The 13,815-nt window shown below is 55.2% G+C and carries 10 protein-coding genes; 1 reads left to right on the top strand and 9 read right to left on the bottom strand.

The genetic code is table 11. The features are described 5' to 3' along the window. Nucleotides 1–20: 20 nt before the first annotated feature. Complete coding sequence (gene hpt, locus G5B42_RS00225; protein WP_181338433.1) at nucleotides 21–581, bottom strand: hypoxanthine phosphoribosyltransferase; 561 nt, start codon at nucleotides 579–581, stop codon at nucleotides 21–23. A gap of 37 nt (nucleotides 582–618) precedes the next feature. Further along, complete coding sequence (locus G5B42_RS00220) at nucleotides 619–2,043, bottom strand: serine/threonine-protein kinase (RefSeq protein ID WP_181338432.1); 1,425 nt, start codon at nucleotides 2,041–2,043, stop codon at nucleotides 619–621. A gap of 268 nt (nucleotides 2,044–2,311) precedes the next feature. On the opposite strand from G5B42_RS00220, the gene G5B42_RS00215 reads away from it, so the two are divergent. Further along, nucleotides 2,312–3,946, top strand: coding sequence for a sensor domain-containing diguanylate cyclase (locus G5B42_RS00215; protein ID WP_181338431.1), 1,635 nt, complete (start codon nucleotides 2,312–2,314; stop codon nucleotides 3,944–3,946). An 81-nt stretch (nucleotides 3,947–4,027) separates the two neighbouring features. Here the strand turns inward: G5B42_RS00215 and G5B42_RS00210 are convergent, their stop codons facing one another. From G5B42_RS00210 to G5B42_RS00180, 7 genes are all read right to left on the bottom strand, one after another. Continuing rightward, nucleotides 4,028–4,780: a 2-phosphosulfolactate phosphatase gene (locus G5B42_RS00210; RefSeq protein ID WP_181338430.1), complete on the bottom strand. Its 753-nt coding sequence runs from the start codon at nucleotides 4,778–4,780 to the stop codon at nucleotides 4,028–4,030. A 110-nt stretch (nucleotides 4,781–4,890) separates the two neighbouring features. Continuing rightward, nucleotides 4,891–5,784, bottom strand: coding sequence for an LCP family protein (locus G5B42_RS00205; protein ID WP_181338429.1), 894 nt, complete (start codon nucleotides 5,782–5,784; stop codon nucleotides 4,891–4,893). A gap of 41 nt (nucleotides 5,785–5,825) precedes the next feature. Beyond that, on the bottom strand, nucleotides 5,826–7,838 hold the full coding sequence (gene ftsH / locus G5B42_RS00200; RefSeq protein ID WP_181338428.1) for an ATP-dependent zinc metalloprotease FtsH: 2,013 nt from the start codon (nucleotides 7,836–7,838) through the stop codon (nucleotides 5,826–5,828). Nucleotides 7,839–7,876: 38 nt separating this feature from the next. Continuing rightward, the gene (gene tilS, locus G5B42_RS00195; RefSeq protein ID WP_181338427.1) at nucleotides 7,877–9,322 is read right to left on the bottom strand and encodes a tRNA lysidine(34) synthetase TilS; all 1,446 of its coding nucleotides are present in this window, start codon (nucleotides 9,320–9,322) and stop codon (nucleotides 7,877–7,879) included. 181 nt (nucleotides 9,323–9,503) lie between these two features. Next, a complete protein-coding gene (locus G5B42_RS00190) occupies nucleotides 9,504–11,402 on the bottom strand; it encodes a SpoIIE family protein phosphatase (protein ID WP_181338426.1) in 1,899 nt (632 codons plus the stop codon). A 48-nt stretch (nucleotides 11,403–11,450) separates the two neighbouring features. Next, entirely contained in the window at nucleotides 11,451–12,545 is a 1,095-nt protein-coding gene (locus G5B42_RS00185) for a YkvI family membrane protein (protein WP_181338425.1), read from the bottom strand. A 1-nt stretch (nucleotide 12,546) separates the two neighbouring features. Then, the gene (locus tag G5B42_RS00180; protein ID WP_181338424.1) at nucleotides 12,547–13,758 is read right to left on the bottom strand and encodes a D-alanyl-D-alanine carboxypeptidase family protein; all 1,212 of its coding nucleotides are present in this window, start codon (nucleotides 13,756–13,758) and stop codon (nucleotides 12,547–12,549) included. Between the last annotated feature and the right edge of the window lie 57 nt (nucleotides 13,759–13,815).

The following is a 13,815-nucleotide window of genomic DNA, read 5'->3' as shown; positions in this document are numbered from 1 at the left end:
ATACTGGTCGGGCCGGAGGTTTATTTTCCCGTATAGACCTCCGGTTTGAGGATCCCAATCATCGGCAGCTCCCGAAAACGCTCCGCATAGTCCAAGCCATAACCCACCACAAAATGATCGGGGATGACAAACCCGTTGTAATCCGGGTGGATGTCGACCTCACGGCGGCTGGGCTTATCCAGTAACGTACAGATCTTTAGGCTGGCCGGACAACGCGCTTGGAGGTTGCTGACCAAATACTTAAGGGTCAGCCCGGTGTCGATAATATCCTCCACCACCAGAACATGTTGGTCTTCCAGCCCCATTTCAATATCCTTCAAAATCTGAACCGCACCGGAAGTCCGGGTTGAATCCCCATAGCTGGAGACCGCCATCAGATCATATCTTAAAGGGACTTTGATCTGCCGGATCAGGTCCGCCATAAACGGAAGCGCCCCCTTTAAGATTCCAATCACCACCAACTCTTTCCCTTGGTAATCCCTGGTAATCTCCGCGCCCAGCTCTTGGACGCGCCGGGCAATATCTTCCGGGGTCAGTAAAATTTCGGCTAATTCTTTCACTGTTATCCTCCTGCCAAACATAGACTTGTTTTCCCATATTTTGCTGGATTCTATGATTTTATCTTACCTCATTGGAGATGTCAAGTACACCCGGCGGCACGGAACCGGGTACCGGCGTACGCTCTTCGGCCAGGACCGCCGAGTCGAGCAGGATAATCTGCCACTTCATCTTATGCTTTTCCAGCACCAACCGGTCGCGCCGTTCCTGGTTAATCCAGATATCGCCTTGCCGGATCCGCAGACGGTAAACGGCGGTAAAAACGGGACGTTCAGCGGTTGATGCCTCTGCTTCCACAATGGTCAGCGCCGTCAGGTCGAGGAAGGGGTCGGTGATCCTTTCATAGGCTTCACGAATCTTACCCGTAACATGCAGCACGGAGACCATGTCGATAAACTCGCGCCCCACTCCTTTGGCCAAGGCCTCTTCCATTTGGAGCGGATCAAGCCGGGCCAACCCGTCGTAAAAGACCGCCACCACCTCCTCCGGCGTGGTGGCGGGTGTAATCTTCTCCTCATAACCACCCCCGCGGAGAAGTAAAAATACAATCAGGACCAAACCGAGGACCGCCGCCACCGGCCATTTGTAATGTTGCCAACGCCAGTACCACTGTCTTTTCCGCGCCGTTTTGGCCCTCACTGTTTCCGCTTCCGCTCGGAAGCGGGTGGCTTCCTCCGGTTTCGCCACCAGGGTCCCCGCAGCCATGGCTTGTTGAAGCGCAGCCTGGCTGGCCGGCACATCCGGCCGGTCCTGCGGGTTCCGGCTGAGCAATTTGAGAAGGAACTCCGCTAAGCCGCCCCCGATCTGCGGTTGAAAGTAACGGGGATCCGGGGGATCTTCCCGGAGCATCGCCGTGACCGTCTCCCGCCGGTCATGAACGGGAAAAGGAAATTCCCCCGTCGCCAGGTAAAAAAGGGTCAGCCCTAAAGTGTAAAGGTAGGCCGCGGGCGTCCGGGGCCCCCCGGCAATAACCTCCGGCGCCTCATAAAAGGAACGCTGTTCACCGCCGGCCCGGTACGGGGCCAGCAAATACTGCACCCGGGGGTCCAAAAGCCCCCAACGTCCGTCCCCCAACGGAACCAGATCCCCTGGATAGAACGGGATAAACTCCGGAGTCCCTTCGTCGGAGGTCGGCACCATGGATAGCAGCTCCTGGGCGACCGCGGCGACCGCGGACGGCGGCAGGACCTGCCCCTTCGCTTCCCAATTGGCCCACAGTTCCTCATCATAGACCAATACAAGCCCCGTCTCGTCCCCACACTTTTCAATTCCCCGGTAGGTAAAGACCGGCCAAGCAGTGGCCAAACGCAGCGGCGTCTGGATGGTCTGCCGTAGTTCGCGGAGAATTTCGAGGAAGATCTTCTCTTTCGGTGGTTGGGTCAGGCCAAGGGGCTCAAACAAATATTTTTCCCCTCGTTCATCCACGACCAGCCAAAGCGTGGCCCCGTCTCCGGCGGTTTTCGTTGCTTTCTGTGATAAACCCATCCCAACACCTCCGTTCCTTGTCTTTCTTTCGGAATAACCCTAAAGAACATTTAGTACTGTGCCGAAATTGATATTGAAGATATTATTAAAGGCCAAGGCCATTTTTCCATTTCAACCGTCCGATCTTTAACTTAAATGTTACCCAGCATTAACTCCTGTGTAATTTTAAACCGTTACGATTAAACCGATTTTAACCATCAAGACGGACCATCATTATCGCGCCGATTGCTCCGGAAAGACTTAATAAGCGCTTTAAGGATGATTAATAATGTTACAACATAATAACGGCAAGACCCAACTCCGGCTCAAAATTAACCTAAAGTTACACCAACTAACCAGCTTACTATTTCTCGCGTTGGTGTGCCTCCTTACCTTCGGCCAAACCAGTCCTTATCCTTACTCCCTCCGGCCTTATTTAACTTTTGTCCTTCTTTTTTCCTTTGTGGCCTTGGTGGTAAAGGAGATCCTTTACAAGCGCCAACTCCTGCCCCGCTTTTTTTGGCTCATGGACCTCCTTGATGTGGCCACGGCCTCTTTCATTTATTATCTGGGTTTTTTCTCCGTGAACTATCTGATCGTCCTTTATTTCTTCCTGATCTTTCTATCTGTACGTGAGTTTATTCCCGGTGAAACCCATTACCTGACCTTGCTTTCCCTGATCGGTTTCGGCATCAATGTAGCGCTCTTATGGCCGAACTACCGGATCCTGGCCCCCATCTACGGTATGGATCCGGTCTTTTACGGTTTTATTGTCGGTTCCGCCTTCTTTTCGCTCGTTTTCGTCGGGGTCTTTGCCTATTTCTATGCCAAATCCGACTTTCGGCTCTCCCGGCATCTGGAGCAAATGTTGGCGGAGAAAGAAGCCGCTTTAAAAGAGACTTACCTCACCCACGCCAATCTCGAGGAGAAATACGCCTTTTCCTATACCCTAACCCTGATCCAGCAATTCCTGCTGGAAGAGATGGACGAAACCAACCTGCTCACCCGGATCACCGATATTATCCAAGGGATCGTGGGCAGTTATAGCTGCGCTATTTTTAGTCTGGATAAAGACAATACCATTCGGCTTGCCGCTTATTCCGGAAAACAACTTCCGCCGGACCTGCCCGAGTTTGTCCAGAGGAAAGACAGTCTGGTGGCGTTGACGATTAAAAGCCAGGCTATCCATAATGAAAAAGACGCCTCCTTTGCCGAGCGCAATTTCTGGGCCGAGCACAATATTCATTCTTTGATCACAATCCCCCTTTCCACCAAGAACAACAAATTAGGGGTGATCCTGGTCACCAGCGCCCAAACCTTCTCCTTTGACCAGGAGCAACAGGAACAGTTAATGATCATTGCCAACCAGATCAGCTTAGCCTTGGAAAACACCCGTCTGCACAAAGAAACAAAGTTAATGGCCTGGCACGATTCGCTCACCGGCTTGTACAATCGTAACTACCTCAACATTTTCCTTTCTATTGTCGAAGATAGCACCAGCAATCGACTGGGCTGCCTGATCTTTGATCTCGACCATTTCAAAGTGGTCAATGATACCTATGGTCATACCACCGGTGACATGGTCCTGAAAAAACTGGCTACGATCCTGTCCAAACATACCTCCCCCGGCCGAATTGCCGTTCGTTACGGCGGGGAAGAGTTCATCATGCTCGACTTGAATTCCAGTATGGAAGAGCTTTACAACTTGGGCGAGCAAATCCGGAAGGAAGTGGCCGCTTATAAATTCTGGACCGCCACGGGCGAGGAGTTTTCCATCACGATCAGTTGCGGGATCGCCCTTGACGACACCGGCTTTGACAAGGTCTTCGCCAAAGCCGATACCGCCCTTTACCAAGCCAAAAATCAAGGCCGCAACCAAGTGGTCATCTATGGCAGTAGGGCAATGGAAACATCCGTTAATTAAATATTCGATGCCACCCTAAAAAAATAACCGCCGTCCGTGCAGCGTGCCTTTCCCAAGCCGCTAAGACAGACGGCGGTTTTGCTATGCCTCGGACGCGGTGTTGGCCTCCGGGAGCAAGGTAATCCGCCCGTCCCGGAAACGAACCACACAGGGACGGGAATCAATCTGCGCACAATAAGTAATATCATCACTAAAACCCAGTGCGACTAAGCCTCTCGCGTGCTGCGCCTGGTGCAAAACGGCAACCGGGTCCGCTTCGGGCCGGCCCATAAGATGCCGGTAAGCCACCAAACCGATCCGGGCGGCGTCGGTCAGCTCCGCCTCTACCCCACTGGCCAAGAGCCGTTCGGTCATCAACCCGGCACAGAGCAAATCTTCCAAACCCGGTTCCCCTTTGGTCCCAGCACAAAAAAAGACCACTTCCGCTTTGTCCGCCAAATAAGTACTGGTTCGTCCGGCATTAAGAAAGGAAGCGATCAAAATCTCCGCGGCGTGTTCCGCTTCAAGCATGGCTTGGGTCCCGTTGGTGGTTGTCAAGATAATCCTTTGGCCGGCGACGGTTTCCGCCGTGTATTCCAGTGGGGAGTTTCCCAGATCAAAACCGGGAATTTTCAGCCCTTGGCGTTCACCACCGGTCAAACAATCGGACCCCAGTTTTCTCCGGAACAGGGCGGCCGTCCCCGGATCGGCCACCGGATAAAGGGCGAGGCACCCGTTGGTCAACGCCGTCACAATCGTACTGGTCGCCCGTAAAACATCAATCACGACCACCGTTTTCCCGTGAAAGTCCCGCCGCCCTCTACTGCCGGCGGCAAAAATAAGATCGATTTTCATGCTGTCATCCCACTCCACAATTGATGCTGTATCGCTTTCTGGTCTTTACTAGTCTTCTGTCAAGGCAACTATTACATTCTAGATTCGTTTCCAACTGGCACCAGGGTCTCTTAACGGTAAGCCTGGGTCATATGTTCAATCTCCCGCGGGTGCAAGCGCCAGTAAGGCCCGGAAAACTCCCCGGGCAGAGTCCATGTCTGCAAATTTTCCCCCAGATCCAAGTCTTTAAAGAATAAATACAACCCAAGCAGTTCGGAAAACTGTAGATCGGTCTGGACGTAGTCCCGGCCGATCCGAATTAGATCCGGGAGACGCCCCAGTAACCGAAGGAACGTCTCCTTCTCTTGCAGTTTTTGCGCCAGCGCCGCCAGGAACTGTTGTTGACGACGGGTCCTGGTAATATCACCCAGGGCATCGCGGCGGAAGCGCACGAACCCCAAGGCCTGGTTCCCGGTGAGTTTTTGGCGGCCCGGCTGCAGATCAATTCTAAAACCGGCACTGCGGTCCTCGTAAAGCATTCTTTTATCCACGGTGACCTCAACCCCGCCCACCAGATCCACGATCTCCCCAAAGCTTTGGAAATCAACCATCAAGTACCGGTCCACCGGCATCTCCATGATCTTTTCCACCAAGGATTTGGTGAGCTCATAACCACCATGAACATGGGCCATGTTAAGCCGTTCCATCCCGACCCCGGGAATCTCAATCAAACTGTCGCGGGGGATTGAGAAAAGCGCGGCCCGTCCCTGCTCTGGACGGACGGCCAGAAAAAGCATGGTGTCGGTCCGCGGCCGTTCAAGTTCACCCTGCTCGTTATAGTTCGGCGCGTCAACGCCCAACAACAAAATGTTGGTCGGGGTGCGGAGAAACTTTTCCGTCCCGTTTAGCCACCGTCGCGACGTCAAGTAAAGGGTTAACTGCCCGAAGAAAATAACTGCCACCGCCGTCACCACCAGCTTTTGGGCCAGTCCGGGCCGGGCTTTCGGGTCAGAGAAAAGTTGCATGCAAACCCCCTCCTTTTACACGCTTCCCGCCAAAACTAACCTCAGTCCCTGGGCTCTTCCCCTTCTCCGGACTGAGCTCTTTCTTCAGTTTCTGTAGTTTTATCGGGTTCGGGTTTGGTCTGACTGGAACTGCCTGCTTCGTCCCGGGAGTCACCCGTCCCTTGGTCAGCCAGGTTACTTTCCTCTTTGCTTTTTGCGGCCGGCAGTTCCTCTCCGCGCAACAAAGCTTCAAACTCCGCCCCTTCCAGCGTTTCTTTTTCCAGAAGCGCACGGGCGACCCGGTCCAACTCCTCCCGGTGGGTGGTGATGATCTCTTCCGCCCGCTTATAGGCCTGGTCGATCAGCAAACGCATCTCCCGGTCGATACTGGCGGCCACTTCTTCACTGTAGTTTCTGTCCCTGGAGATATCACGCCCAAGAAAAACCAGTTCCTCGTGGCCGTGCCCAAAGGTCATCGGGCCTAACTCGTCGCTCATCCCGTACTCCATAATCATCTTCCGCACCAGCTTGGTTGCCCGTTCCAGGTCATTGCGGGCACCGGTACTGATCTCGCCCAGTGCGATCGCCTCCGCGACCCGGCCGCCAAGTAAAAACACGATATTTTCCATTAGTTCGGTCCGCGTCGCATAATTTTTATCTTCCAAAGGCAAGGCTAAGGTATAACCGCCGGCCTGTCCCCGGGGAATAATGGAGACTTTGTGAATCGGGTCGACGGTCGGCAGGTAGTGGCCGACCAACGCGTGGCCCGCTTCATGGTAAGCCGTTAATTCCCGTTCTTTTTCGCTCATAATCCGGCTTTTCCGTTCCGGCCCCGCGATCACGCGCTCGATCGCTTCCTCGCAATCTTCCATGGTAATCATCTTCTGATTTTTGCGGGCCGCAAGTAACGCGGCTTCGTTCAACGTATTGGCCAGATCGGCTCCGGTAAACCCGGGTGTCCGCCGGGCCAAGACTTTATAATCAATGGACGGATCCAGCTTCTTCCCCTTGGCGTGGACCTTCAAGATCTCTTCCCGGCCCCTGATATCGGGGATATCCAGAACCACCTGGCGGTCGAAGCGCCCGGGCCGGAGCAAAGCCGGATCTAAAACATCGGGACGGTTGGTGGCCGCCAAAATGATAATGCCTTCGTTCGGTTCAAACCCGTCCATCTCCACAAGGAGTTGGTTTAAGGTCTGCTCCCTTTCGTCGTGGCCTCCGCCAAGCCCTGCTCCCCGTTGACGGCCGACCGCGTCGATCTCGTCAATAAAGACAATACAAGGGGCATTCTTCTTCGCGCTTTCAAAAAGGTCACGGACGCGGGAGGCCCCCACGCCGACAAACATCTCCACAAAGTCGGAACCGCTGATACTGAAGAAAGGTACGCCGGCCTCCCCGGCCACCGCCTTGGATAGCAAAGTCTTACCAGTTCCCGGCGGTCCGACCAAAAGGACCCCCTTGGGAATCCGCGCTCCCAGTTCGGTAAAACGCCGGGGTTGTTTCAAAAACTCAACAATCTCAGCCAATTCTTCTTTGGCCTCATCGGCGCCGGCCACATCTTCGAAAGTAACCTTGGTTTTATTCTCCGCCGTATAAAGACGGGCCCGGTTTTTCCCAAACGAGATTGCCTTATTCCCGGAACTTTGCATCTGGTTGATCAGGAAAAACCACAAACCGACAAAGATTAGGATCGGTAACAGGTTGGGAACGATCATGGACCACCATGGTTCGGTCTTTTGCCGGTAGGTCCGTTCCACCCCCGCCCGGCTCAGCGGAACTTCATAAACCTCCGGAGCCAAGGTAGGACTGGGCCCTTGCGCTACAAAATCCCTGACTTCTTTCCCATTGGCCGAATATTTACCTTCAATCTGGCCGTCGGTATAAACAGTAACCTTGAGGACAACTCCCTGTTCAACCCGGGCCAGGAATTGATCCCATGTCCAAGTTTCCACGTTGTTATTTGCGCCGAAAAAAGTCCACAAAACAAATAAGGAAATTGAGACTAAGACTAGATAAAAGACTAACTCCCTAGCAAATCGCAAAGATAAGCCCCCTCTCGAGGTGAAAAATGTCATAGGTTAAATTATACCATAGCCGTTTCTTTTCGACAACACTACCGGTACGGGCGGTAGCGGAGATAAAGCACCCGCCGGCTCGCGGCGGTGATCCTCCCCCACTCCGCCGGGCGCAGCCCCATTACCCCTAAAATCCGGTCTTTTCCGTCAACCAAAATTGGATAAGCCCACCGCTCATGCCGGGGGATCTTCGCATTGATCAGCAGGTCTTTCACTTTCTTGCTCCCGGCCAGACCAAAGGGTTGGAAACGGTCCCCCGGCTTCCGCGGCCGCACGTAAAGGGGGAAAACCAGCTGGTCGGCATCGAAATAAAATTCGTTCGGTACCACCGCATTCCAGTCGGCCGGGAGCGCTTCCACCGTCAGCAACCGGCATTCAACCTCACCAGTGTGGGCCGGTAAAACCGTTACACCGGGAACCGCCAACGCCAGCGGTTCCCATTGCGCCCGCCCGTCTTCTTCACCACGGACGGACACAATTGCGTTGGCCGGTCCAAGCCAGATCGCCTGGTTCTCTTTAAACGCCATTAACCCGCCGGGCAGGTCAATCCGCTTCCCCTCCGGCGCGTCAATGAGCCCGACAAAAGCTTCGGAATGGACAAACTCCAAGTAAGAATCGGTCTTGGCCAATGAAAAAAAAAGCCAACGAAAGAGGAACCTTCGGACGGCGGGGAACAACTCCCGCCAGGCCGCGGCCGGTACCAAATAACCCCCGTTGTGATTGGGGGTTAACCGTCCGTCCGGTTGGATTAGCCCCCAGCGCACCAAGGCCTCCCTCCCAAGGGCGGTGCCGACTTCAACCCATTCGCGGCAAATTACGGCGGTCTCTCTTAACCTTCCTCGGAGGCCCGGCTGATATTCCTCTTCAAGATAAGGAAGCAATTGATGGCGCAGACGGTTACGGAGATAAACCGGCTTTTGGTTGGAAGCATCTTCCGCCCAAGGCAGGTTTAGCCCCCGCGCATAAGCCAATATCTCTTCCCGCCCGACTTCGATCAATGGCCGGACATAACGGTCCCGCACCGGCGGGATTCCGGCCAATCCCTCCGGCCCCGCCCCGGCCAAAAACCGCATCAAAACCGTTTCCACCTGGTCATCGGCATGGTGGCCCAAGGCGATTTTTCCGTAGCCGTGCTGTTCGGCGGCAAGCGCCAGCAAACGGTAGCGCTCCTGGCGGGCCGCCACCTGCAAAGAATTGCCTCCTTTCGCGGTTAAAAGGTCAAAGGCCGGACGGGCCGTATAACAAGGCAGACCATGGGCGGCGGCGTAACGGGCCACCATTGCCTCCTCCGCCGCAGCCTCCGGGCGCAGCCCGTGGTTCATATGGAAAACCGCCAACTTTAACTGGAGCGGCAGGCGCATTAGCACGGTCAGGAGGACCATCGAGTCAACACCACCGGAAACCGCCACCAGAATCTTTTCGCCGGCGGAAAACATCCGGTAGCGTTGGATCGTTGCCAACACTCGCTTTTCAAAGGTGTCCATTCCTTCACCTTCATTTAAAGAAACGTCTTTTCCCCCAATAAGTTTCGCATTGCCTCCGCATTATCCTGTTAAAGTTTGTATAAAAGATGATTATTATAATCGTTTATTATAAAATCAACAATAAACCGACGATATACTCGCGATAAACCACTCTAAAAGCCATAAATCCCGATAATTCGCATTATTTGGCCCGGCGCCCGCCGGCCGCAATTTGCAAAACGATAATCGACAGGTCATCATCAATTTCTCCGTTCGCTTCAATCCAGGCCAGTTCCAGCAGATACTGGCTGAGCGGTTCCGCCGCGGTTTCATTGCTCCGTTTTAAGGCCTTCAGGATCCAGTCTTCCTTGGATGCGCTCAGCGAAGCCGCCCCGTCGCTCACCATCACCACCAGATCGCCGTCGTCCAAAAAGTCCCGGTAATATTCGGGGTCGACCCGCGGTACAATCCCCATCGGCAAGGAAGCGGAACGGATCACCTGCACCTCCCGGCCTTTTTTGACATAAGTCGGGGCCGAGCCGACTTTAAAAAGCTCTACTCCACCCGTGATCCGGTCAAACAACAAAAGATCCAGCGTGGTAAACTCCTCTTCGGGGGTGGCCAACAGCAATAGGGAGTTCAAACTTTGCAGGGCAAAACTTTTTTCAAACCCGGCCGTCAACATCTCCTCCATTAACTTAATTGCCGCGCGGCTAATCCGGGCGGCGGCCGTCCCCACCCCCATCCCGTCACTGAGCATCGCTAAAAAGAGATCTTCCCGGATTATCCGCATCCGTTGCGAATCACCGGACACCTGGTTTCCTTTCTTCGGCACTTGCACCACTGCGGAATGTACTTCATACTCCGGCTCCGGAGCCAGACAAAAGTGGCAGCGGCCCTCCCCCTCCCGGCCGCATTCACCACTGGTAACCGCCAACCGCCAGCCCAAGGTTTTCGCCAGCAGAGGAGCAACCACCAAACGGCATTCCTGGGCCCCGCCACACGGTCGCTTCTCCACCAGCAGGCGGGTCCGCCCGTAATTTCCCCCGGGCACGATGCTGATTTGGGCCCCGGCCACTCCCGCTTTCCGTAAAGCACGGCTCAGTTTTTGTTCGCTTTCCGGAGCATAATCCAGATTGATGGCGGCTGTTTCCGCCATCTGGTTCAAAATCCCGGCCACCCCGGTTAAACGTTCCGCCAGGAAGAATTGGGCCTCGGCATAACGGCGGCGCCAATAATGGCCGGTCCGTTCCTGCTCCATTACCAGATTGACCGTGGTCAGGAGGGTTTCTTTCTTCACGCATTCCTCCGCCAAATGCCCCTTCAGGTGCGAAAGATTGACTTTAACTCCCATCTCCACCCAACCAAGCAAGGTGAAGAGCTCCCGGTAGGTTTGGTAAAACCGCTCCTTCCAGCAGAAATCATATTTAGAACAAGAGTGACAGTTCTGGTCGGCAATCTCCTGAAAGACGGCGAAGGCTTCTTCCTTCCCGGCACCGGCTTCCTCGGACGGTACCGGCTTGAAGGTCCGGCCCAGCTCCCGGAAGAAGGCGCCCAGTCCCCGCAGGCGGGCCGCTGTTTCCGCCCAAAGGACACGCTTTTTATTGTCGGCCGCCACGCCCGCCAGTCCAGCCGTGAAGCGTTTCTCCCAACGCCCGATGGTCGTAGTGGGAATGACCAAGAAAGCCACAAGGGCCAAAAGCCCTTGGCCCAAATCGGCCCACAGTTCGGGTGCCTGCCGCCACAGAACGGCGCAGACCGCCGTCGGCAACACCACAGCCGGTACCATCCGCCCTTTGCCGTAAATCGGAAGGAAGGCCATTAATAAACTACTCCCCCCGATCCAGGGGAGGTGCCACGGCTTGGCTTGTCCCAAGGCGTAATCGGCCAGGAGGAAGAGCAAGCTCAGCGTGACACCGGTCAGCACAGCCGGCCTGGGGCTGGCCAGCATCACCACAATAAACAAAAACAGATAATTAAGACGGATTGGACCCCCCACCCCGCTGCCGAGGACGAATTGGGCGAGAGCCAAATAAAGGAGTAAAGCCAACAGCCAGAAGGTCAACGCCTTTTCTTCTTTGCTTTGCTTTGCCCTTTTCATCGACCCCACTCCTATCCGACGAGTTTTACCGCTTAATCAACCCTTTCATTATAACAGTCTTTCCCTTTTATTTATGTCGACTTCTCTTCGATCAAAAAACCGTCTTTTTCGGGTTTTCTCCGCCTCTTCCTTGGGCCGGGGCAGTCGGCGAAACGCCAAAGGAAGCAGGATGGTCAAAGCAAAGCAGCCGTAAAACGGATACACTTTTTGCAGGAGCCGGGCAAAACCAAAGCGGCTGATCACGACCGCCAAGAGCAGGATAAAGGCCAGTTTCCAGAGATAGGCCCGGTCTTCCTCCAGACGGAACCGGGAAACCAGTCCGTAGGCATTTGCCACCAGACTGGTAAAGAGTTCACCCCAGAGAACAAGGGAATAAAAAAACGGCCACCCCCACCGCCATTTTCTGGTCAGGAAAAGGATGGGGAGATCGATGGCCGCAAAATCGAATCTTTTCAACACCAGATGAAACAGACAGGCCAGAATTCCGAGGCCGAACCCGCCCAGCAACCCTCCGCCCATGAGCAACCTTGGGTCCGGCTCCAGACGGTAAAGGGTAACCAAAACCGGCAGGGCCAAGATTAAATTGTAGGCGCTGTACTGCAGCGCAGCCCAAAACCAGCCTCCCGGCAGTTTGACCGGTGCCGGTGGCGCGGCTACCCCCACCCCACCCAGATTAAGCACCCATCCCGTCAGGCACAGCAGGGGTACCACCAGGCTATTTACTCCTTTGAGACCAGTCAGGGGTTTAATGAGCGCCACCATGGCGCCAAATACGGCGACCCAAGTCCCCAACGCCCTACCCCAACCAAAAGCGGCCGTCACCGCCCCGGCGCCCGCCAACATAATCCCGATCAGGAGAAACAAAAAAACCGTCAGCATCAGGTCACAGAAGAAGGCGTATTGCCGTCCGACAACCCCGGCGAAGAAATCCCGGTAGGATCCGGCGCCGATCCTTCTCCCCCACTCCATGGCTTTCACGCCCAAAACAGCGAAGATGACCCCGGACAGGAGCAGTCCCCAGGTGCCGTATTCCTGGTAACGGGAGAAAAAAAACCAGATCTCCTGCCCGGAGGCAAAACCGGCCCCCACGACGGTCCCAATGTAAATAAAGGCGATCACCAGCATCCGTCCGAGCCGTTCCATCCTATTGCCTCCTCCATAAACGTCGCCACCAGAAATCGCGCCGGATCCGCTCCCGCGGGTACAACTCAACCCAGTCCACCTCTTGGCCTTGGAAGTAAAAACTAAGCCGCCCGATGGTGGCCCCGGCTTTGACCGGCAAGCGCAACGCAGCCGGATCCAAGTGGACGCGGCACTGGCCTTCTCCCTCTTTCCCCTTGGGAAGCACCACCATCAGGTCCCGGCGGGGATAAAGCGCGACCTCCGGCGGATACCCCTGCGGGACAGCAACCTTTACCGCCGGCGTTTCCGCCTTCGCCAGAAGCTTAAGGGAGAAATTGTTAAAGCCGTATTCCAGTAACCGGGCGGCCTCTCCCCAGCGGTCCGGACTGTTTAAAACCACGGCAATAAACCGCCGTCCGTCACGGGTTGCCGAGGCCACCAGACAGTAGCCGGCCCGGTTGGTCGTCCCGGTTTTCACCCCATCCGCGCCGGCAAAGGACCACAGCAAGCGGTTGGTATTCCGCACCTGCCTGGTCTTGGTCCCCTGATACCATTCGACCGCTTCTTCCCTGGTTCCAACCAGCCGGACAAACTCCGGGAGGCTAAAACCATACCTGGTCATTAGCGCCAAATCAAAAGCGGTACTATAATGGTTGGGTGCGGTCAAGCCATGGGCATTGCAGAAATTAGTGTTTAACGCCCCAATCTCCTTGGCTTTCATATTCATGAGCCTGGCAAAATTCTGTTCCGAACCGCCGATATGTTCAGCCAGTGCCACGCTCCCGTCATTGGCCGAACGTAACATCACCCCTTCCAGGAGCTCCCCTAAGACGATCCTCTCCCCCGCTCTCAGCCCGAGGCTGGATCCGCCGGTCCGCGCCGCCCGGGGGCTCACTGTCACCACATCCTGGAGGTTTCCTTTCTCCAGAGCAACAATGGCGGTCATAATCTTCGTGGTACTGGCCGGAGCTTTCCGCTCGTGCTCGTTCTTGGCGTACAGAATCATCCCGCTGACCGCTTCGACCAGGATCGCCGCCCCGGCATTAATCCGGGGCGGTGGCACAACCGGCGGCAGATAAACAAGGGGTGGATAGCGTTCCACCCGGCGGTAACCGCCACCGACGGGCAATTCCACCCCCAGCCGCCCGCCGACCAACAGCAAAAGGAGGAGTCCTCCACCCCAAAGCAACCAGCACCAAGGTTTCATCCGTACCCGGAAAAGACCTTTACCCATGGGAACACCTCTTTACCCTCAATTTTTATGCGGCCTACCCCGTTAAAATGCTGGCTG

It is taken from the genome of Capillibacterium thermochitinicola, from assembly GCF_013664685.1.
In the GTDB taxonomy this organism is placed as follows: domain Bacteria; phylum Bacillota; class UBA4882; order UBA10575; family UBA10575; genus Capillibacterium; species Capillibacterium thermochitinicola.
The sequence above is the reverse complement of the archived record's forward strand: the minus strand, read 5'-3'. Positions and strand labels throughout refer to the sequence as shown.